The organism is Achromobacter deleyi (genome assembly GCF_902859705.1).
In the GTDB taxonomy this organism is placed as follows: Bacteria; Pseudomonadota; Gammaproteobacteria; order Burkholderiales; family Burkholderiaceae_B; genus Achromobacter; species Achromobacter deleyi.
The window spans coordinates 18,270-37,519 of the sequence record NZ_CADIJO010000035.1 but is presented as its reverse complement, the minus strand read 5'-3'; the positions used below and the strand labels follow the sequence as shown (position 1 = coordinate 37,519).

Here is a 19,250-nt window from a genome sequence, read left to right as displayed (position 1 = left end):
GCGAATGGCGGCCGTCTACGTAACACTGTATCGGGCAGGCGCGCGGCGCGGTTTGCGCGGGATCAAACCCGGCGCACCTCAGCTGAGCAGGGCGGTCACCAGGTCGCCGCCGACGCGGTCGTCTTCATTGAAGTCCAGGGCGGTCTGCACGTGTTCCAGGTGCTCGTCCATCAGGGCGCAGGCGCGTTCGGTGTCGCCCGCGCGGGCGGCTTCGATGAAGGCATGGTGTTCGCGCGACGAGCAGCTGGCGTCGTGCGAGCTTTGGTACAGCACGGTGATGACGGCGCTGCGCGCCGACAGTTCGCGCAGCATGCCGGTCAGCACCGAATTGCCCACCGTTTCGGCCAGCAGGATGTGGAAGTCGCCCAGCAGGCGGTTGCGCGCCTGCACGTCGCCGCCTTCCACGGCCGCGCGTTCCTCGGCCAGGTGGGCGTCGATGCGGCGGTAGTCGGCGGCGGTGGCGCGGGCCACGAATTCGCGCGCCAGCGCGGCTTCCAGGATGCGGCGCACGGCGTAGACCTCGCGCGCCTCGTTGGCGTCGGGCTTGCTGACGAAGGCGCCCTTGTCGGGCACGATGTTGATCAGCTTGTCCTTGGACAGCATCAACAGCGCCGCGCGGATCTTGGTGCGGCTGACCTTGTAGACCCGCGCCAGGGCCTCTTCACGCAGTCGGGTGCCCGGGGGCAGGCGGTGGGCCACGATGGCGGCCGCGATGGCGCGGGCGATATCGTCGGCACTGGGGTCGGGAAGGGCTTGCTCGGTCATTGGGCGCGGCGACAACGGCCGACAGGGGAGAACGCAGGGCAGTCAGTCTAGCAAAAACGCGTACAGGAAAGGCAACATTTATTGCATACCAAACTTGTGCGCGACTGCGGATGACTGCGCCTGGCGGCCCTGCCTGCCCTCAACCTTCCCTGAACGCCGCCGGGGCATAGCGGCTCAAGGCATCCAGCAGCCGCGTCCAGGCCTGCACCCCTTCACGGATCGAACCCAGCCGGAAAAACTCGTTGGGCGCATGCACGTCTTCGTCCGGCAGGTTGAAGCCGAACATCAGCGTGTCGATGCCCAGCGTTTCCTTGAACACCGATGTGATCGGCACGCTGGCGCCCAACCGCACGTGGATCGGTTCCTGGCCGGCGCTGGCCCGCAACACATCGCTGGCCGCCTGCACCAGCGGATGCCGGGGCGCCAGGGTCGACGCGGGCGAGCCGTCCGTCAGCGCGGTCACGTCCAGCGCGCAGCCGGGCGGGCAGGCGGCTTGCAGGTGCGCCAGCACGGCGCGAATGACGCGCGCCGGGTCCTGGCCCTGCACCACACGCACCGTCAGCTTGGCCGAGGCTTCGCATGGGATGATGGTCTTGGTGCCCGCGCCGGTGTAGCCGCCCCACATGCCGTTCACGTCCAGCGCGGGCCGCAGCGTGATGCGTTCGCGCGGGCTGTAGCCGGGTTCGCCGTGGCTGGCCGCGCCCACGTCGGTGAAGAAGGCGGCTTCGTCGTACGGAAAGGCCGCGGTGTCCTGGCGCTGGCGCGGCGTGGGCGGCGTGGCGTCGTCGTCAAAACCGGCCACCGCCACGCGGCCATCCGGCGTGTGCAGCGTGGCCAGCAGGGCCGCCATTTCGTGCAGCGCGTTGCGCACGCCGCCGCCGTAGCGGCCCGAATGCAGGTCCTTGTCGGCCGTGCGCAGGCGGATTTCCAGGGCCGCGTTGCCGCGCGCGCCGGTGTTGATGGTGGGCACCTCGGCGCTGGCGCGGCCGCCGTCGGCCGACAGCACCGCGTCGGCGGCCAGCAGCGGCCCGTGGCGCTGGATCAGCGTGCGCAGCGTGGGGCTGCCGGTTTCTTCTTCGCCTTCGAGGAAGACCTTGATGTTGACCGGGCAACTGCGCAGCGTGGCCAGATAGGCGAACACGACTTCCAGCGCCACCGTGGTCGAGCCTTTGACGTCGGACGTGCCGCGGGCATACAGCCGGCCATCGATCTCGGTGGGCTCGAAGGGCGGCGTGCGCCACAGGTCCAGCGGGTCGGCCGGCTGTACGTCGTAATGGCCGTAGATCAGCAGCGTGGGCTTGCCGGGTGCGCCCAGCCATTCGCCGTAGACGGCCGCTTCGCCGCCGCCGTCCAGCAATTGCACATTGGCCAGGCCTTCGCGGCGCAGGCGTTCGCACAGGAATTCGCGCGCCTGGGCCATGCCCGGCGCAAAGGCCGGATCGGCGCTGACGCTGGGAATGCGCAGGAAGGCTTTGAGCCAATGCTCGATCAGCGGCTGGCGTTCTTCAAGACGGGCCAGCACGGGCTGGATCAGGGTGTCGGACATGCGGAACTCCATGAGTCGGAATGCAGGCCCCGGCGGCGGCCGCGCGGGGGCCAGGAAGCGGAACAGCCGGGGGCTCAGTCCGCCGTGAAACCGCTGGCGCGCACCAGTTCGGTCAGGGCGGCGGTCTGTTCGGCATAGAAGGCGGCGCTGTCGGCCAGGGTCTGCGGATCGAACAGGATCTTGCCCTGGGCCAGCAGCGTCTTGCGGGCCGCGGGGTCGGCCAGCGACGCGGTGACGGCGGCATGCAGCTTCTGCGCCACCGCGTCGGGCGTGCCCTGCTTGACCAGGTAGGCGGTCCAGATGGTGTAGTTGAAGTCTTTCAGGCTGGCGCTTTCCTGCACGCTGGGCACGTCGGGCAGCGCCGCCAGGCGTTCGCGGTTCAGCGTGCCGATGATCTTCAGGCGGCCCTCGCGCCGCAGGTCGTCATAGTTGGCCTGGTACGGCATGATGGCGAAGTCGATCTGGCCGCCGGCCATGTCAGTGATCAGCGGCGCGCCGCCACGGTACGGAATGTGCGTCAGCGCAATGCCGGTGCGGCGCGACAAGGCTTCGGTGATGAGGTGGATCATCGACCCGGCGCCGCCCGATCCGTACGTCAGCGGCACGCTGCGCTGGCGCGCCATGGCCACCAGTTCGTCGACGTTGGCCGCGCCCAGGTCGGCGCGGGTCACCACCACATAGGGCGAAGTCGCCACCGGCGCGATCATCCGGAACGCATCCGGCTTGTAGCTGACGGACTTGTTGGTCAGACCGGCCAGGATCAGTTCGTTGGGCGACCCCTGGAACAGGTAATAGCCGTCGGCCCGCGCGCTCAGCACGCGGTTGGCGCCCAGCGCGCCGTTGGCCCCGCCCAGGTTTTCGACAATGACCTGGCCGGCCAGCGCCTGGGCCATGGGGCCTTGCAGCGCGCGGGCGGTGATGTCGCTGGCGGCGCCGGCCGGGTAGGGCACCATCAGCGAGACGGGCCGGGCGGGGTATTCGTCGGCCCAGGCAGCGCCCGCGCCCAGCGCGGCCAGGATGGCAACAGCGGAAAACAGCAGCTTTTTCATGAAGGTCCCTTGGGGTGTCGTTGTGTTTTCCAGAATGCTAGAAGCCTGCATTTCATCTGTCCAATCGATTGATTGGCTGATTACAATGCGTTTTATGCATGGTTATCTGCATGGTTTCTTGCCACCCTGACGAGGCGATCCGCTCATGAACCTGTCGCAACTGGCCCACCTGGTGGCGCTGCTAGAAACCGGCTCTTTCACCCGCGCGGCCGAATCGCTGCACCTGTCGCAGCCGGCCTTCAGCCGCAGCATCCAGTTGCTGGAAGCCGAGCTGGGCGCGCCGCTGGTGGACCGCATCGGCAAGCGCAACGAGGCTACGCCGCTGGGGCGGCAGGTGGCGCAGCGCGCCCGCCGTGTGCTGGCCGAGGTGCACGAGATTCGCCGCGAAGCCGAGATGCTGGCGCAAGGGCAGACCGGTTCGGTGGCGCTGGGCCTGGGCGCCGCGCCCAGCGCCTTGCTCAGCGTGCCGCTGATGCGGCGCATGCTGCACGCCCACCCCGCTCTGCGGGTCAAGCTGTCGCGCGGGCCCACCGATTCGCTGCTGGTCAGCCTGCGCGAACGCACGCTGGATGCGCTGGTGGTGCATGTGCGCACGCTGGACAACGACGCCGACCTGGACGTGGCGCCCATGCCGGCGCTGGCCTCGGGCTTTGTCTGCCGGCCCGGCCATCCGCTGCTCAAAGGCGCGCGGCCGTCGCTGCCGCAGGTGCTGGCGTATCCGGTGATGTCCACCGGCCTGTCGCCCGAGATCGCCCGGCGCGTCGCCGCGGCCAGGCCGGATGGCTTTGCGCTGCACCGGGAAAGCGAAGACATCGCGTGCCTGCTGGATATTGCCGCGCAGTCGGATGCCGTATTCCTGGGCGTGCTGGCGTCGGCAGCCGCGCAGATCGCGCACGGTGCGCTGGCGCGCGTGCCGCCGCCGGCCGACTTCGACATTGCCGCGCACTTCGCCTTCGTCACGTTGCGCGGCCGCAGCGAAAGCCCCGCCACCCGCATCGCACGCGAAATCTGTTTTGACCAGATCGGCCTGGCGGCAGGGGAATTGTCCCCGCCCTGAGGCGGCGGGGCTGCGATTCATGCCGGCCGCTGCACAATCCGCCAGGCAGGCGTGATGAATCGCGCAGCGGTCTTGGCGTATCCTGCTGGGGTCTGTCGGCGTCCTCTGTGGGAATGCCGCACCGACTTCTGGGCTATCCCCGGCCCGCCTTCATCCTTGCTTTTCGGAACCCTTCCATGCCCATTGATCTTGCGGCTGCGCTGCAGCGCTTTCCCCGTTACGCCTTGCTGGACGGCCACACGCCGATCCAGCGCCTGGCCGGCCTGGAAGCGGCCCTGGGCGCGGCAGCCAACGGCGTGCGCCTGTACGTCAAGCGCGACGATCACATGTCGCTGGGCGGCGGCGGCAACAAGCTGCGCAAGCTGGAATTCCTGCTGGGCGAGGCGCGCGGCATGGGGGCCGATACGGTCGTGACCGTGGGCGGGCTGCAATCGAACCACGCACGCCTGACGGCGGCGGCTGCCGCCCGCGCCGGACTGGCCTGCGAGCTGGTGCTGGGCCGGGTGGTGCCGCGCAGCGATGTCGACTACGAAGAAAACGGCAACATGCTGCTGAACCGCCTGCTGGGCGCGGTGGTGCACGACCTGCCGGCCGGCGCCGATGCCATGGCCGCGGCGCTGGAACGCGTGCGCACGCTGGAACTGGCCGGCCGCCGCGTCTACCTGGCGCCGCTGGGCGGGTCCACGCCGACCGGTGCGCTGGGCTACGCGGCCTGCGCGCTGGAAATCCTGGCGCAGTCGCGCGAATCCGGCGTGGAATTCACCCGCGTGGTCGTGGCCAACGGCAGCGCCGGCACGCATGCCGGGCTGGCCGCGGGCATGATCGCGGCGGGCAAGCCGGCGACCACGGTGCAATCGTTCACCACGCTGGCCGAGCAGTCGGTGGCCCACGCCAAGACGCTGGATCTCACGGCCGCCACGCTGGCGCTGCTGCAGGCCGGGCCGGATGCAGAACAAGCCGCGCCAGAGGCCCTGGCGCCGGCCGATATCGTGGTGGACGGCAGCCAGCGCGGCCCGGGCTACGGCGTGCCCACCCCGGCCATGGTCGAGGCGGTGGAACTGCTGGCGCGCAGCGAAGGGCTGCTGCTGGACCCGGTGTATTCCGGCAAGGCCTTCGCGGGCCTGTTGGCCGATGTGCGCGCCGGCCACCATGCGCCGGATTCCGCCGTGCTGTTCGTGATGACGGGCGGCGCCCCGGGCCTGTACGCGTACAAAAGCGCCTTCTGAAAACGACAAGGCGGGGCCAGGCTGCACGCCAAGCCCCGCCTTGACCCCTGGCCTTTGGCCCCTTCGCACGCCGGGCCGAAGCCGCCCGTCGCGCGGTGGGATCAATCCTTGGCCATCAGCCCCAGATACTCGATCAGGCCCTTTTCCTTCGTGTAGGTGGCCTGGGCCCACGCCTTGTAGTCGGCGCTGTCGCGGTAGACGGGTTCCTGGTTCAGCTGCTTCATCACGTCCAGGCTGGCCGGATCGAGCAAGGCCTTCTTGAAGGCGTCGTGCAGCACCTTGACCACCGCCGGGTCCATGCCCTTGGGGCCGGCCAGGCCGTAGGGCGACGTGGAACTGACCTTGTAGCCCAGTTCCAGCGCGGTCGGCACGTCGGGCCAGCGGGTGGTGCGCTTTTCGCCGAAGGTGACCAACAGGCGCATCTTGCCCGAGTCCACGAACTGGTCCCAGCCGGTGCCGTCGCTTTGCGCCATGACGTGGCCGCCCAGCAGCGCCTGCTGCATGTCGGCGTTGCCCTTGTAGGGCACGTGGTTCAGCTTGACCTTGGCATTGAGGGCAACCTCTTCCATCAACAGGTGGGGCGATGACCCCACGCCGGTCGAGCCGTAATCGACGCTGCCCGGGTTCTTGCGCGCGGCCTCGATGTATTCGTTGAAGGTCTTGAACGGCGAATCGGCGCGCACCGTGACGCCAAAGGTATAGCCCGACAGCCCGATGATGAAAGTGAAGTCGTTGATCGGGTCCCAGGTGGTCTTCTGCATGTAGGGCATGCGCAGCATGGCCAGCGTGTACAGCGCGACCGTGTAGCCGTCGGGCTTGGCGGTGCGCGACATGGTGGCCGGGCCCAGCGTGCCGCCGGCGCCGGGGCGGTTTTCGATGATGACCGTCTGGCCCAGGTACTTGGACGCGTCCTGCGCCACGATGCGCAGGTGGCGGTCGGTGGACCCACCGGCCGGGAACGGCACGATCACGGTGATGGGCTTGGTGGGAAAGGCGCTTTGCGCCGACGCGGCGGGCGCGAGCAGGGCGCCGCCCAGCGCCAGCAGCAGGGCGCCCAGGCAGGTGCGGCGCAGGGGTTGGTGGACCATGATGGGGTTGTCTCCAGTGTTTTTTATGGGGGCAGTCGTCAGCCGTGCACGGCGACCTTGACCGGCAAACGGGCCAGCGCCTCGCGCAGCTGCTCCTTCAGCGGCGCGGGGGCGGTTGCGTCGACTTCTACGGCGACGTCAGGTTGCGCGTCGGCCAGCACGCGCAAGACAGCACTGTCCGGCGGCAGGCCGGCGCTTTGCAGCACACGCTCGACCACCGCCTGCACCGACACCGCCGTGGCCAGGCGGCGCAGATCGGGCTTGTAGATCTTGCCCACGTTGGTCATGGGCATGTGTTCCAGCACGATGACCCGCTTGGGCCGCGCAGGGCCTTCGTCGACATGGGCGGCGGCATAGGCCACCAGGTCGGCCTCGGACACGTCCGCGCCCTCGGCCAGCGTGACGAAGGCGATGGGCAGTTCCCCGGCGTACGGGTCGGGCGCGCCGACGGCGGCGCAGATGTGCACCGCGGGGTGCGTAGCCAGCGCGTCTTCGATGGTCTTGGGGTCGATGTTGTGGCCGCTGCGGATGATCAGGTCCTTGGCGCGGCCTTGCAGGTGCAGGCGGCCCTCGGCGTCCAGCACGCCGACGTCGCCGCTGATCAGCCAGCCGTCGTCGGTGAAGGCGCGCGCGGTGTCCTCAGGGTCGAGAAAGCCCGGAATGACGTTGGGCGACTTGAACAGCAGCATGCCCGGCTGCCCCGGCGGCAGGTCGCGTGCCGGCTGGCCGGCGGGCGTGTCCAGGCTGGCCACGCGCACCTGCACATAAGGCAGCGGAAAGCCGACGCAATTGACCGGAAAGCGCGCGCCGGGCGGCGTGATGGACGTGATGCCGGCCATTTCGGTCATGCCCAGGCTTTCATTCACGTGCAGCCCGAACAGGCGTTCGAAGCGCGCGGCCAGCTCGGCCGGCAAGGGCGCGGCGCCCGTGCGGCAATAGCGCAGCGAGGAAATGTCGGCCCCGGCCAGCGGAATGTCGGCCAGTGCCGCCAGGATGGTGGGCACGCCTTGCAGGGATGTGGCGCAGTGGCGCTCGACCAGCCGCCAGTAGTTGCGCAGCACGTCGCGGTTGCGCAGCAGCAGCGTGGTGGGAATGATGGTCTGCACGCCGGCCGACAGCGCGGCCAGCGACGCCGGCAGCACGCCCGCCACGTGAAACAGCGGATAGCCGTTGATCACCACGTCGCCCGGCCCCGCGCCTTGCAGCTGCACGGCCGCCCAGGCGGTGAAGACCTGGTTGGCGTGGGTGTGGACGGCCAGCTTGGGCGCGCCGGTGGTACCGCCGGTATGGAAGTACGCGGCCACGTCCTCGGCGCGGATGACGCGTTCGCTGACCAGGCTGTCCATCGGCTGCCCGGCCCGCGCCGCGTTGAAGTCCTGCGCGAAGTCCGGCAGGGCGGGGCACTGGTCGGGCGCTTCGTCGTGCGGCGCTACGCGCAGCAGGGTCTTCAGGGACGGCACGCGTTCGACCAGCCGCAGCGCCTTGGACCAGGCGCCGCATTCGACGTCCGAGCCGTAGGCGATCAGCACCTTGGCTCCCGCGGTGGTCAACAGCGAGACCAGCTTGTCTTCGGTCAGCAGCGGATTCAGGGGCTGCACGATGCCCGCGGCCTCGGTGCCCCACAGCGCCAGGTGGTACTCCAGGCAGCCGGGCAGCAGCACGCCCACGGCGTCGCGCGGGCCGACGCCCAGGCTGTGCAGCAGGTTGGCGGTCTGGTGGATGCCGGCCAGCAGTTCGTTGTAGCTCCAGTGGATGGGCGTGTCGTCCGGGTCGGCGCTGCGCAGGAAGGTGAGCGCCGTGCGCGCGCCAAAGGCCGCGGCCGAGTTGCGGAAGATCTCGTAGGTGCTTTGCACCGTCAGCGTGTCGGCCAGCGGCCGGGCCGCCAGGCGTGCGACGTCGGCGGCGGTCTTGACTGGAAACGGCGCCGAAAAGGGCCGGGCGATGGGCGGGGCAGCGTAGGCCTGGGTCATGGTTGCATCCTTGCCATTCAAGCCTGCCCCAGCGCGATGTAGCGCCGCAGGTGGTGGTCTTCGTCGCCCAGCTGGTGGTCGATCATGACCAGGCGCTTGGCGTAGTGCGCCAGCGGCAGTTCCCAGGTCATGCCGATGCCGCCGTGCAGCTGGATGCTTTCTTCGGCCACCAGCGTGCCGATGCGGCCGATGGTGTATTTGGCGGCGGACAGCGCGCGTTCGCGGGTGACGCGGTCGGGGTGGTCCAGCGCCGCGGCGGCGTTGATGACCGCCGAACGCGCTTGCTCGATTTCGAGCAGGACGTCGGCCATGCGGTGCTGCAGGGCCTGGAAGCTGCCGATGGGCACGCCGAACTGGCGCCGCGTGCGCAGGTATTCCAGCGTGGCGTCGCGGGCGCAGTCCATGGCGCCCACGGCTTCGGCGCACAGCGCCAGCATGCCGCGGCCGGTGGCGTGTTCCAGCAAGGCGAAGCCCGCGCCGGCCTCGCCCAGCAGGCTGTCCGGGCCCAGGGTGACCTGGTCGAAGGTGAGTTCGGCCGCGCGGCCGCCGTCGATCAGGCCATAGCCGCGCGCCGTCAGCCCCCGCGTGCCGGCGCTGACCAGGAACAGGCTGATGCCGGCCTCGTCGTCGTCGGCCCCGGCGCTGCGGGCCGACACCAGGAACAGGTCGGCATGCTCGCCCGCCGCCACCACGGCCTTGGCGCCGTTCAGGACCCAGCCGTCGCCGCTGCGTTCGGCGCGCGTGCGCACGTCGGACAGCGCGTAGCCGGATTGCGGTTCGGCCGCGGCCAGCGCGGCGGTGATGCTGCCGGCGATCAGGCCGTCCAGCGCCTCGCGTTGCGCGGCGTTGCCAGCCTGCGCGATGGCGCTGCCCACCATCAGGGCGTCCAGCAGGGGTTCGAGCACCAGGCCGCGGCCCAGCGCCTCGAATACCACCGTGATGTCAAAGCCCGCGCCGCCCAGGCCGCCGTGTTCTTCGGCGAACAGCGCGCCGATGGCGCCCAGTTCGGCGTAGCGGCGCCAGAAGTCGGGGTTGTAGCCCTGCGGCAGCCTGGCGTTGCGTTCGCGGGTGGCGAAGTCGTATTGCTCTGCGACAAAGCGGCGCAGCATGTCGGACAGCATGCGCCGGTCTTCGGTGTGTTCAAAGTTCATGGCCGGCCTTTACAGTCCCAGGATCATCTTCGAGATGATGTTCTTCTGGATTTCATTGGAGCCGCCGAAGATCGACAGCTTGCGGTTGTTGAAGTACTGCGCCGCGGCGCTGTCGGCGCCGTCCGGGCCGATGGGCGCGGCATCGTAGCCGTCGTGCAGCGCTTCGGGAACGAAGGGGCGGGCGTAGGGGCCCATGGCGCGGCGGTTCAGCGCCGTGATTTCCTGGCGGATCTGGGTGCCGCGAATCTTCAGCATCGAGCTTTCCGCGCCGGGGGCGCCGCCGCCGGCCGCGGCCGCCACCACGCGCAGGTTGGTGGTGCGCATGTTGGCCAGTTCGATTTCCACCCGCGCCAGGCGGGCGGCAAAGTCCGGGTCCTGGTCCAGGGGCTTGCCGTTTTTCTTCTGGCTGGCCGCCACCGCCTTCAGGCGTTCGAGCGCGGCGGTGGACTGGCCCACGCCGGCAATGTTGGTGCGTTCGTAGGTCAAGAGGTACTTGGCGCAGGTCCAGCCGCGGTTCTCTTCGCCCACCAGGTTCTCGACCGGCACGCGCACGTCGGAAAAGAACACTTCGTTGACTTCGTGTTCGCCGTCCAGCGTGATGATGGGGCGCACTTCGATGCCCGGGCTGGCCATGTCGATCAGGAGAAAGCTGATGCCTTCCTGGCGCCGGCCTTCGCTGGACGTACGCACCAGGCAGAAGATCATGTTGGCGTACTGGCCCAGGGTGGTCCAGGTCTTCTGGCCATTGACGATGTAGTGGCTGCCGTCATCGCTGCGTACGGCGGTGGTCTTGACCGAGGCCAGGTCCGAGCCCGCGCCGGGTTCGGAATAGCCCTGGCACCACCAGTCGGTGCCATCCAGAATGCGCGGCAGCCAGTGGCGCTTCTGGGCCTCGTTGCCGTACTTGATCAGCACCGGGCCCAGCATGCTCAGGCCGAACGGCACGATGCGCGGCGCGCCGGCCAGGGCGCATTCGTTGTCGAAGATGAACTTCTGCGTGGTGCTCCAGCCGGTGCCGCCGTGCTCGACGGGCCAATGGCTGGCCAGCCAGCCCTGGCGGTTCAGGATGGCGTGCCACTCGACCATGTCGGCGCGCGCCAGGAGCTTGCCCTGTATGACCTTGTCCGACAGGCGCGTGGGCAGGTGGGCGGCCAGGAAGGCGCGCACTTCATCGCGGAAGGCGTTTTCTTCGGGGGTGAATTCCAGATCCATGACGCGTTTCCTCAGTAGATTTCAAACAGGCCGGCCGCACCCATGCCGCCGCCCACGCACATCGTGACGACGGCGTAGCGGGCGCCGCGGCGGCGGCCTTCGATCAGCACGTGGCCGGCCAGGCGGGCGCCGGTGACGCCGAACGGGTGGCCCAGCGCGATCGAGCCGCCGTCCACGTTCAGGCGGTCCATGGGGATGCCCAGGCGTTCCTGGCAGTACAGCGCCTGCGAGGCAAAGGCCTCGTTCAGTTCCCACAGGTCGATGTCCTGGACTTTCAGGCCATGACGGGCCAGCAGCTTGGGCACGGCGTAGACCGGGCCGATGCCCATTTCGTCGGGCTCGCAGCCAGCCACGGCCAGGCCGCGGAAGGCGCCCAGCGGCCGGATACCCGCGCGCTTGGCTTCGTCCGCTTCCATCAGCACGCAGGCCGCGGCGCCGTCGGACAGCTGCGAGGCGTTGCCGGCCGTGACGAACTGGCCGGCGCCGCGCACCGGGGCCAATGCGGCCAGGGCTTCGTAGGTGGTGCCGGGGCGGTTGCAGGTGTCTTTGTCGATCGTCACTTCGCGCTCGGTCACGGCGCCGGTGGCGCGGTCAGTGACCGACATCGTGGTGGTGACGGCGATGATTTCCTCGCGATAGCGGCCGGCGGCCTGGGCCGCTTCGGTGCGCGCCTGGCTTTGCACGGCGAAGCGGTCTTGCGCTTCGCGGCTGATGCCGTAGCGGGCCGCGACGATGTCGGCGGTCTCGATCATGGGCAGGTACAGCTCGGGCTTGTTGGCGACGATCCAGGGGTCCATGCCGCTCACGCCGTCGTCGCGGGTGCGGATGTGCGAGACGCATTCGATGCCGCCCGCGATCATGGCGGGCGCGCCGTCCATGACGATGCGCGCGGCCGCCGACGCAATCGCCTGCAGGCCCGAGGCGCAATAGCGGTTGACGGTGGCGCCGCCGATGCTGACGGGCAGCCCGGCGCGGATGACGGCCTGGCGGCCGATGTTGCGCCCCGTGGCGCCTTCGGGGTAGCCGCAGCCCAGGATGGCGTCTTCGATCAGGGCCGGGTCGATGCCGCTGCGCTCGACGGCGGCGCGCACGGCGTGGGCGGCCAGGGTGGGGCCGGCGATCAGGTTGAATTCGCCGCGCTGCGCCTTGGTGATGGGCGTGCGGGCGGTGGAAACGATGACGGCTTCGCGCATGTCGGTGTCCAGGTAGGGATAGGTATAGGGGGGCGTCAGCCGGCGGAATTCAGGCTGGCGAAATCGCGGCCGGATTCGGCCAGCTGCAGCAGCAGCGGCGACGGCTTCCAGAATGCCGGGTCTTCCTTGGCGAAGGCGCGGATGTCGGCCAGCACGTTGGCCACGCCGACGCGGTCGGCGTAGTGCATCGGCCCGCCGCGATAGCGCGGAAAGCCGTAGCCGGACAGGAACACCATGTCGATATCGGACGGGCGCAGCGCAATGCCCTGGTGCAGCACGTTGGCGGCCTCGTTGATCATGGCGGCCAGGTAGCGGCGCTGGATGTCTTCGTGGCTGAACTCGCGCGGGGTGACGCCTGCGCGCAGGCGTTCGGCATCGATGATGGCCAGCACGTCGGCGTCGGGCGTGCCGGTGCGCGCGCCATCGGGGTACAGATAGAAGCCGCGGCCGGTCTTCTGGCCGAACCAGCCGCGTTCGCACAGGCGGTCGGGAATCTGCACGTAGCGCAGCGCCGGGTCGCGGGTGGCGGCGCGGCGCTTGCGCGTGGCCCAGCCGATGTCGCCGCCGGCCAGGTCGGCCATCTGGTAAGGACCCATGGGGTAGCCGAATTCGCGCACGGCGGCGTCGATTTCGTAGGGGGACGCGCCGTCTTCCATCATCATGTCGGCCGCCTGGCGATGCACAGCCAGGATGCGGTTGCCGATGAAGCCATCGCAGACGCCCGCGCGCACCGGAATCTTGCGCAGCCGGCGGGCCAGTTCAAAGCCGGTAGCGACGGTGTCGGCGCCCGTCTCGCGGCCCACCACCACTTCCAGCAGCTTCATGATGTTGGCCGGCGAAAAGAAGTGCAGGCCCAGCACGTCGGCCGGGCGGGTGGTGCCCTGCGCGATGTGGTCCACGTCCAGGTAGGACGTGTTGGTGGCCAGCACCGCGCCCGGCTTGACCACGCGGTTCAGTTGCGCGAACACGGCCAGCTTGACGTCCATGTCCTCGAACACGGCTTCGATGATGAGGTCGGCGCCGGCCAGGGCGTCGTAGTTCGTGGCGCCGGTAAAGCGCGCCAGCCGCGCGCCGCGTTCGTCGGCCGTCATGCGGCCTTTTTTCACCAGCAGGTCGTAGACCTGTTCGACGCGCTTGCGGCCGCGTTCCAGCGCGGCGTCGTCCTGTTCGACCATGACGGTGGGCAGGCCGGCATCCAGCAGGGCCACCACGATGCCCGCGCCCATGGTGCCGCCGCCGATCACGCCCGCGCTGTCCAGCGGGCGCGGCTTGGCTTCTTTCAGTTCGGGAATCTTGGCGGTGTCGCGTTCGGCGAAAAAGGCGTGGATGAGGCCGGCGCGTTGCGGGCTGTCCAGGCATTGCAGGAACAGGGCGCGTTCGGTGCGCAGGCCTTCGTCGAAGGGCTGCTCGATGGCGGCGCGCACGGCGTCAACGATCTTGGCGGGCGAGAACAGGCCGCGGGCGGTGCTCGCGACCTGCTGGCTGGCGGCGTTGACGGCGGCCAGCGCGGCGGCCTTGTCGTCCAGGGCGCGGCCATCGCGGCTGCGGCGCGGCTGGGCGCCTTGCGCCAGCAGGCGGCGGGCGTAGTCCAGGCCGGCGGCCAGCGGGTCGGTGCCGGGCGCAAGTTCATCGACCAGCCCGGCGGCCAGCGCCGCCTGCGCGGCCAGCGGCTTGCCCGACAGCATCAGGTCCAGCGCGGCCTGCGCGCCGATCAGGCGCGGCGTGCGCTGGGTGCCGCCGGCGCCGGGCAACAGGCCCAGCGTGACCTCGGGCAAGCCCAGCTTGGCGCTGGCCAGCGCCACGCGGTAATGCGCGGCCAGCGCGACTTCAAGGCCGCCGCCCAGCGCGGCGCCTTGCAATACCGCCACCACCGGCTTGGCGCAGGCTTCGATGCGGTTGCAGACGTCGGGCAGGCTGGGCGGCACCGGCGGCTTGCCGAATTCGCGGATGTCGGCGCCGGCAATGAAATTCTTGCCCGCGCCGGTCAGCAGCACGGCCCTTACCTGCGGGTCGGCTTCGGCTTCGTCGATGGCGCGTGCGAGGCCGCCGCGTACCGCGAAGCTGAGGGCATTGACGGGGGGATGGTCGAGGGTGACGACAAGAATGTCGCCGTCGCGGCGCGTGTGCACCGCGCCGGCGTTTGCGCTGGCTGTCATGGGACAGTGTCTCCGGTAGGGCTTGCCGCCCGCGCTGGCCTGGCCAGGGTGTGCCAGCTTTGAATCGCGCAGGGCTTTTCAAGCAGGTCGGCACGCCCCGGGGGCGGACGCGGCGCAGTCACGGCGCCTGGCGGGCCAGGGACGGCCCGTCTTGTATTTGCTTATTCTTTCCCAGTAAAGAAGTCTTGACAATGACATCAATAATTGACATTGAGGATAAAAAAAATTGACAATCGGTCGAGGAGATTCGACATGGACACCAAAGCCCTGACCCTGCTGGTAGAGATCCTGGACGCCGGCAACCTCAGCGAGGCCGCGCGCCGCCTGAAAATGACCCGCGCCAACGTCAGCTACCACCTGACCCAGCTCGAGCGCGCCGTCGGCATGCAGCTGCTGCGACGCACGACGCGGCACGTCGAACCCACCGAAATAGGACTGAAGCTGTATCAGCATGGCCGCAGCATCCAGGACGAACTCGCGGCTGCGCGCGAAGCCGTCGAAAGCCTGGGCAAGACGCCGCAGGGCAAGGTGCGCCTGAGCGTGCCCAGCGGCTACGGCCAGTTCGTCATGACGCCATGGTTGCTGGAATTCAAGAAAACCTACCCGGACATCGTGCTGGACGTGCTGTTCGAGAACAGCGTCGACGACCTGCTGCGCGACGAAGTCGACATCGCCGTGCGGATCATGTCCGAGCCGCCGCAGAACCTGGTGGCGCGCGAACTGGGGCAGGTGCGCTACGTGGCCTGCGCCTCGCCCGACTTCGCCGCCGCCCGCGGCCTGCCGGCGCGCCCCGAAGACCTGACCCGGCTGCCGGTCATCAGCGCCGCCGTCATCGGCCGGCCGCTGCGCCTGTCGGCCTACTACGGCGGGCAGCCGCGCCAGCACGTGGTGCTGGAACCCACCATCATCTCGCGCAACTACGCCTTCCTGCGCGATGCCATGCTGGCCGGCCTGGGGGTTGGGGTGGTGCCGGACTACGTGGTGCACGACGACGTCGCGCGCGGCGACCTGGTGGCCGCGCTGCCGCAATGGCGCCTGAGCATCTTCGGGCGCGGCATGTACATGCTGTACATGCCCAACCGGCACCACCCGCGCGCCATCGCGATGCTGATCGAATTCATCCAGCAACGCGCCCAGGCGGCGCATGAAGGGCGGCCGGGGCTGCTGGGCACGGGCGAGTAGGGACGGGGTCGGACGCGGGTTATCGAGGTTTGACAAAAAGAAACATAATGATAAAAATCCCGTCGTCGTTCCGATCCATTGCGGGCCTTTTCTTGCGGAGCAAGTATGGCTTTCGTGTTCTTACGCCGGGCGCTGGCCGGCAAGTGGCGGCTGGGCATGTTGGGGGTGGTCGCACTGCTGGCCGGGTGCGCGGGCGGCGAGCCCCGCATCGGTGACAGCTATACCGTGCATACGCCTATCTATGCGGATAACCGAATCTTCTATCTGAAGCCGGCCGCCAACCCCGCCGAGTCCGTACGAACGCTGGAACTGGCCGGCACGCCGGTGTCGGCCAACGAGCAGTCCACCGTAGTGCAGGCCAACGCGCCGCTGTCGATCATGATGCGGTCGGTCGACATCCCGGCCATTCGAGACGCCAACGGCAACAAGACTGTCGGCATCGACGGGCCGGCGGACTACGCCGTGATCCTGGACATCGCGGCCAAGGAAGACGGCAGCAACCAGTCCATCGTGGTCTGGTATCAACGCGGCGTGCAGCCGGACCAGTCCTTGAATTTCTCGAACCTGCTGGTCTATTACGTGCAGCGCTGGGACGAGCGCGTGGCGCCGTCGTTCCGGCTGCGGGTGATGGATGTCACCACCGAGCGCAACGCCGAGACCTTGCGCGCCTTGCAACGGGCGCAGGGCGTGGCCAGCGGCGCGGCCAGCCTGGCCAACAATCCGCTGGTGTCGCCGCTGGTGGGCGTGGCGTTTACCGCCGCCGAACTGGTGCTGGCCAACCAGCGCAACCGCATGGTGCTGGACTACAGCGTGCAGCTGTATTCGCAGGCGGCGGTCAACCAGGCGGCCGGTTCCGACCTGGGGCTGCTCAAGCAGGGCACGTACGTGGTGGTGGGCCGGCCGGTGGGCGGGCCGCGCGCGTTCTGGGAAAAGCCGCTGCGCTACAACATCCGCACCAACCAGGCGCTGGACGGCGACAAGCCGCTGAACGTGCCGACCGCGCTGGTGTCGGTGGGCACTTTTGAAAGCATCGTGCCCAAGTCCGTGCTGGAGAAATCGGTGGCCCTGACGGCGCTGCTGAGCAAGGTGGGGACGGGGGCTTCGATCGAGCAGGTCAGCGATGCGCAGAGCCGTCTGGAAGCCGCGTTGACCGCCTACACCTTGGGCGAACGCCTGGCGCGCTATCGCGATGACAAGACGCTGAACCTGATCTCGGACAAACTGAACGACGAGTTCTTCGCCAATGCGTTGGGCAGCGAAGAGGAATTCCTGCTGCTGCGGGGGTTGAACGCCTGCTACAAGCCCAAAGCGCAGTTCACGCGCGTGGAAGAATTCCTTAAATTCCATGACAAGCCGGAGGGCAAAGCATGCGCTGCAAGAACCTAGCGCTGCGCCAGGCCGAAGGCGGCGGCATGTTCCGGCCGTTGCTCAGGTGGTTGTGGCCGGTCCTGGTGGTGGTGTTGCTGGGCGGCTGTACATCGGCCGCCGGCCCGACAGGAAGCGCCGCCGCGCCGCCGCCCGCGCCGGCTGCTGCGGGGCCCGCCGAGCCTGGATCGCCGTCCGACGCGGCGGGCGGCTGGAACGCCCGCCCCGCGTCGACCCTGGCGTTGCCGACCTTGTTTTCCCATCGCTTGCTGGTGCCGCCGCTGCAATTGGTGCAGTTGCCCCTGGCCGGCAATACGCCGACCGTGCTCGCCGCGATGCAGCGTTTTGCCGCCGCCGCGCCGGCCGCCCTGGAACAGCGTGAACTGCTGTACGCGCAGACGTCGCAGGAACCGCAAGAAGGCTGGCTTACGCTGATGGCCCGATCCGAGGGGGTCGACTGGGTGTTCGGTCTGCAGTTCAACGTGGATGAAGGCGGCCGCACATTGACGCTGCGCCTGCGCACGGCAGGGGCGGCCAATATCGCCAACCCGCAAGGCAAGAAAATGGACGGACACATCAGTACGCTGGGTCAGGTGGTGCCGCGCTTGTTCACCGATTGAAGCCACGGCATCGCAACGCCCCGGGGGCTGTCGTACCCCTTGCGGCGCTCTGGTATAACGCTGGGACGCCCGGCCAGACCGGCCCCGATTCGACCCGCCCAAGGAGAGCCGCCCCGTGCCGCAACCGCTCACCGGCCGCCGCCTGCTGGCTCAGACGCTGCGCCAATTCACCCGGCAGGTTCCCGGCATGTTCGCCGCGGCGCCGCTGGCGTTTATTTTCTTCGTGATGTCACTGCCCGGCGCGTTGCTGCTCGACCAGATCGGCGGCCCGCGTGAACGCTGGCTGCTGGCGGCCGCCATCGTCTGCCTGCTGTCGCTGGCGCGGCTGGTGGTGGCCTGGCAGCACTACCTGAACGAATCGCCGGCCAAGCCTGCGCTGCGCGTCGATGGCGCCTACCTGCGGGTGCTGGCGCTGCTGACCGGCGTGGCCGCGCTGATCGTCGGCCTGAAATCGTTCAGCACGTCGCTGGGCGTGGCCTTGTATTTCAAGATGCCGGGCACGCCCAGCGTGGTCTTCCTGACGTTGATGCTGCTCTTGTGGCTGGCGATCTGGCTGCCGGTGATGCATCGGCTGGGCGCCTGGTCGCTGAGCCTGCCGCAAGCCGCTCTGGCGGGCCGCTACGGGCTGGGCCAATCGCGCCGCTGGCTGCGCGGCCGGGTCTGGCCGTTTGCGGCCTTGCTGTTGTTGTTGACCGCGTCCACCGCCATTGCCACCGGCTCGCTCACCACGGCGCTGCATACGCGCTGGCTCGACGCGATCGCCACCGGGGCGGGCGCCCTGATCATCACGCTGGTGCTGGTATTGGCGTTCGCCATCCAGTGCGCCATCGCGTACCGGGATCGGGGCGAGGCCTGAGGCTCACCGCCTTCAACCGTGTTCGGCCAACAGCGCCGCCAGCGCCGCGGCGGCGCCCGTCAGGTCGGGCAAGACGGGGGCGCCGCGCGCCGCCAGGGCTTGCGCTGTCAACCCCACGCCCAGGAACCGCAGGCCCAACTGCTGCGCGACCTTCAGGTCCCACAGGCCATCGCCCATCGACACCACCACGCCGTTCCGCGTCTGCGGATAGGCACGGTGCGCGTGCGCAATGGCTCGGGCTACCAGGGCATCGCGCGCCGGTTCTTCGCTGGCGGTGAACAGGGCAGCGTCCGAAAACGGAATGCCTGCGGCCTGCAGCTTCACGCCGCTGACCGCGCGCACGCCGCCGGTGGCGAACACCACGGCCCAGGCGGAATCCGCCAGGCCATGCACGAAGTCGGCAGCACCCGGGATGGGCTGAATGGGCGCTGCCGGCTTAGGCGCTGCCGGCGTAGGCGCGGCCGCCAGTTCATCCAGAAAGCGCCGCGCCAGGTCCTGTTCGAACGCCATCAACTGCCCGACTGACGGCTCGGCCCGCCCGTTCATGGCCAGCGCATGGCGCAGGATGCCGGTGTCGGTGTGATGCGGATACGCGCCCCAGTCCGTCTCCAGCGCCGGCAGCGCCAGGGCCTGCATGGCCCCCAGGAAGGCGCGCTGGTGCAACGCCACGGTGTCGGTCAGGGTGCCGTCGATGTCCAGCACCAGAATATGTTTCTTCACGTCGTTCCTCGCGGGCAATGTCAAAATCCGCATTCTAGGAACGGGCGCCGGCCGCGATGGCGGCGCCTCGGACAATGACTACGCCGTTTCGGAC

The 19,250-nt window shown here is 69.1% G+C and carries 16 protein-coding genes; 6 read left to right on the top strand and 10 right to left on the bottom strand.

Annotated features, from left to right (window positions below):
- Nucleotides 1-78: 78 nt before the first annotated feature.
- The 3 genes from HV798_RS28955 to HV798_RS28945 all read right to left on the bottom strand — a co-directional run bounded on the left by HV798_RS28955 (nucleotide 79) and on the right by HV798_RS28945 (nucleotide 3,360).
- On the bottom strand, nucleotides 79-765 hold the full coding sequence (locus HV798_RS28955; RefSeq protein ID WP_175216618.1) for a GntR family transcriptional regulator: 687 nt from the start codon (nucleotides 763-765) through the stop codon (nucleotides 79-81).
- A 139-nt stretch (nucleotides 766-904) separates the two neighbouring features.
- Nucleotides 905-2,311 carry a dipeptidase gene (locus HV798_RS28950; protein ID WP_175195971.1) on the bottom strand — a complete coding sequence of 469 codons (1,407 nt, stop codon included), beginning with the start codon at nucleotides 2,309-2,311 and terminating at the stop codon, nucleotides 905-907.
- A 74-nt stretch (nucleotides 2,312-2,385) separates the two neighbouring features.
- Complete coding sequence (locus HV798_RS28945; protein ID WP_175195969.1) at nucleotides 2,386-3,360, bottom strand: tripartite tricarboxylate transporter substrate binding protein; 975 nt, start codon at nucleotides 3,358-3,360, stop codon at nucleotides 2,386-2,388.
- Between the two features lie 145 nt (nucleotides 3,361-3,505).
- On the opposite strand from HV798_RS28945, the gene HV798_RS28940 reads away from it, so the two are divergent.
- Nucleotides 3,506-4,417 (top strand): LysR family transcriptional regulator, encoded by a 912-nt coding sequence (locus tag HV798_RS28940; protein ID WP_175195967.1) that lies wholly within the window; start codon nucleotides 3,506-3,508, stop codon nucleotides 4,415-4,417.
- A 176-nt stretch (nucleotides 4,418-4,593) separates the two neighbouring features.
- Complete coding sequence (locus HV798_RS28935) at nucleotides 4,594-5,643, top strand: D-cysteine desulfhydrase family protein (RefSeq protein ID WP_175216617.1); 1,050 nt, start codon at nucleotides 4,594-4,596, stop codon at nucleotides 5,641-5,643.
- A 101-nt stretch (nucleotides 5,644-5,744) separates the two neighbouring features.
- Here HV798_RS28935 and HV798_RS28930 read toward each other — a convergent pair whose 3' ends face one another.
- The 6 genes from HV798_RS28930 to HV798_RS28905 are packed head-to-tail and all read right to left on the bottom strand — an operon-like array spanning nucleotide 5,745 to nucleotide 14,413.
- On the bottom strand, nucleotides 5,745-6,731 hold the full coding sequence (locus HV798_RS28930) for a tripartite tricarboxylate transporter substrate binding protein (protein WP_175195962.1): 987 nt from the start codon (nucleotides 6,729-6,731) through the stop codon (nucleotides 5,745-5,747).
- 38 nt (nucleotides 6,732-6,769) lie between these two features.
- Entirely contained in the window at nucleotides 6,770-8,701 is a 1,932-nt protein-coding gene (locus HV798_RS28925; RefSeq protein WP_175195960.1) for an acyl-CoA synthetase, read from the bottom strand.
- Nucleotides 8,702-8,718: 17 nt separating this feature from the next.
- Nucleotides 8,719-9,852, bottom strand: a complete 1,134-nt coding sequence (locus tag HV798_RS28920) for an acyl-CoA dehydrogenase family protein (protein WP_175195958.1) — start codon at nucleotides 9,850-9,852, stop codon at nucleotides 8,719-8,721.
- Nucleotides 9,853-9,861: 9 nt separating this feature from the next.
- On the bottom strand, nucleotides 9,862-11,064 hold the full coding sequence (locus HV798_RS28915) for an acyl-CoA dehydrogenase family protein (protein ID WP_025137920.1): 1,203 nt from the start codon (nucleotides 11,062-11,064) through the stop codon (nucleotides 9,862-9,864).
- Between the two features lie 11 nt (nucleotides 11,065-11,075).
- Nucleotides 11,076-12,257, bottom strand: coding sequence for an acetyl-CoA C-acyltransferase (locus HV798_RS28910; protein WP_175195956.1), 1,182 nt, complete (start codon nucleotides 12,255-12,257; stop codon nucleotides 11,076-11,078).
- 35 nt (nucleotides 12,258-12,292) lie between these two features.
- Nucleotides 12,293-14,413 (bottom strand): 3-hydroxyacyl-CoA dehydrogenase NAD-binding domain-containing protein, encoded by a 2,121-nt coding sequence (locus HV798_RS28905; RefSeq protein ID WP_175216616.1) that lies wholly within the window; start codon nucleotides 14,411-14,413, stop codon nucleotides 12,293-12,295.
- Between the two features lie 252 nt (nucleotides 14,414-14,665).
- Here HV798_RS28905 and HV798_RS28900 point away from each other — a divergent pair, with 252 nt between their 5' ends.
- From HV798_RS28900 to HV798_RS28885, 4 genes are all read left to right on the top strand, one after another.
- On the top strand, nucleotides 14,666-15,595 hold the full coding sequence (locus HV798_RS28900) for a LysR family transcriptional regulator (RefSeq protein WP_025137923.1): 930 nt from the start codon (nucleotides 14,666-14,668) through the stop codon (nucleotides 15,593-15,595).
- Between the two features lie 105 nt (nucleotides 15,596-15,700).
- Nucleotides 15,701-16,981, top strand: a complete 1,281-nt coding sequence (locus tag HV798_RS28895; RefSeq protein ID WP_175195951.1) for a hypothetical protein — start codon at nucleotides 15,701-15,703, stop codon at nucleotides 16,979-16,981.
- The gene (locus HV798_RS28890) at nucleotides 16,963-17,580 is read left to right on the top strand and encodes a hypothetical protein (protein WP_175195949.1); all 618 of its coding nucleotides are present in this window, start codon (nucleotides 16,963-16,965) and stop codon (nucleotides 17,578-17,580) included. Before HV798_RS28895 ends, HV798_RS28890 begins: the two co-directional genes overlap by 19 nt.
- Nucleotides 17,581-17,695: 115 nt before the next feature.
- Nucleotides 17,696-18,436: a hypothetical protein gene (locus HV798_RS28885; RefSeq protein ID WP_175195947.1), complete on the top strand. Its 741-nt coding sequence runs from the start codon at nucleotides 17,696-17,698 to the stop codon at nucleotides 18,434-18,436.
- 12 nt (nucleotides 18,437-18,448) lie between these two features.
- Here the strand turns inward: HV798_RS28885 and HV798_RS28880 are convergent, their stop codons facing one another.
- A complete protein-coding gene (locus tag HV798_RS28880; RefSeq protein WP_175195945.1) occupies nucleotides 18,449-19,156 on the bottom strand; it encodes an HAD family hydrolase in 708 nt (235 codons plus the stop codon).
- Between the last annotated feature and the right edge of the window lie 94 nt (nucleotides 19,157-19,250).

What these genes read in the sequence shown, in the direction of transcription:
- HV798_RS28935 (WP_175216617.1), top strand. Translation starts at nt 4,594, where the DNA reads ATGCCCATTGATCTTGCGGCTGCGCTGCAGCGCTTTCCCCGTTACGCC.
- HV798_RS28900 (WP_025137923.1), top strand. Translation starts at nt 14,666, where the DNA reads ATGGACACCAAAGCCCTGACCCTGCTGGTAGAGATCCTGGACGCCGGC.
- HV798_RS28940 (WP_175195967.1), top strand. Translation starts at nt 3,506, where the DNA reads ATGAACCTGTCGCAACTGGCCCACCTGGTGGCGCTGCTAGAAACCGGC.
- HV798_RS28895 (WP_175195951.1), top strand. Translation starts at nt 15,701, where the DNA reads ATGGCTTTCGTGTTCTTACGCCGGGCGCTGGCCGGCAAGTGGCGGCTG.
- HV798_RS28915 (WP_025137920.1), bottom strand. Translation starts at nt 11,064, where the DNA reads ATGGATCTGGAATTCACCCCCGAAGAAAACGCCTTCCGCGATGAAGTG.
- HV798_RS28945 (WP_175195969.1), bottom strand. Translation starts at nt 3,360, where the DNA reads ATGAAAAAGCTGCTGTTTTCCGCTGTTGCCATCCTGGCCGCGCTGGGC.
- HV798_RS28890 (WP_175195949.1), top strand. Translation starts at nt 16,963, where the DNA reads ATGCGCTGCAAGAACCTAGCGCTGCGCCAGGCCGAAGGCGGCGGCATG.
- HV798_RS28910 (WP_175195956.1), bottom strand. Translation starts at nt 12,257, where the DNA reads ATGCGCGAAGCCGTCATCGTTTCCACCGCCCGCACGCCCATCACCAAG.
- HV798_RS28955 (WP_175216618.1), bottom strand. Translation starts at nt 765, where the DNA reads ATGACCGAGCAAGCCCTTCCCGACCCCAGTGCCGACGATATCGCCCGC.
- HV798_RS28930 (WP_175195962.1), bottom strand. Translation starts at nt 6,731, where the DNA reads ATGGTCCACCAACCCCTGCGCCGCACCTGCCTGGGCGCCCTGCTGCTG.
- HV798_RS28905 (WP_175216616.1), bottom strand. Translation starts at nt 14,413, where the DNA reads ATGACAGCCAGCGCAAACGCCGGCGCGGTGCACACGCGCCGCGACGGC.
- HV798_RS28920 (WP_175195958.1), bottom strand. Translation starts at nt 9,852, where the DNA reads ATGAACTTTGAACACACCGAAGACCGGCGCATGCTGTCCGACATGCTG.
- HV798_RS28925 (WP_175195960.1), bottom strand. Translation starts at nt 8,701, where the DNA reads ATGACCCAGGCCTACGCTGCCCCGCCCATCGCCCGGCCCTTTTCGGCG.
- HV798_RS28950 (WP_175195971.1), bottom strand. Translation starts at nt 2,311, where the DNA reads ATGTCCGACACCCTGATCCAGCCCGTGCTGGCCCGTCTTGAAGAACGC.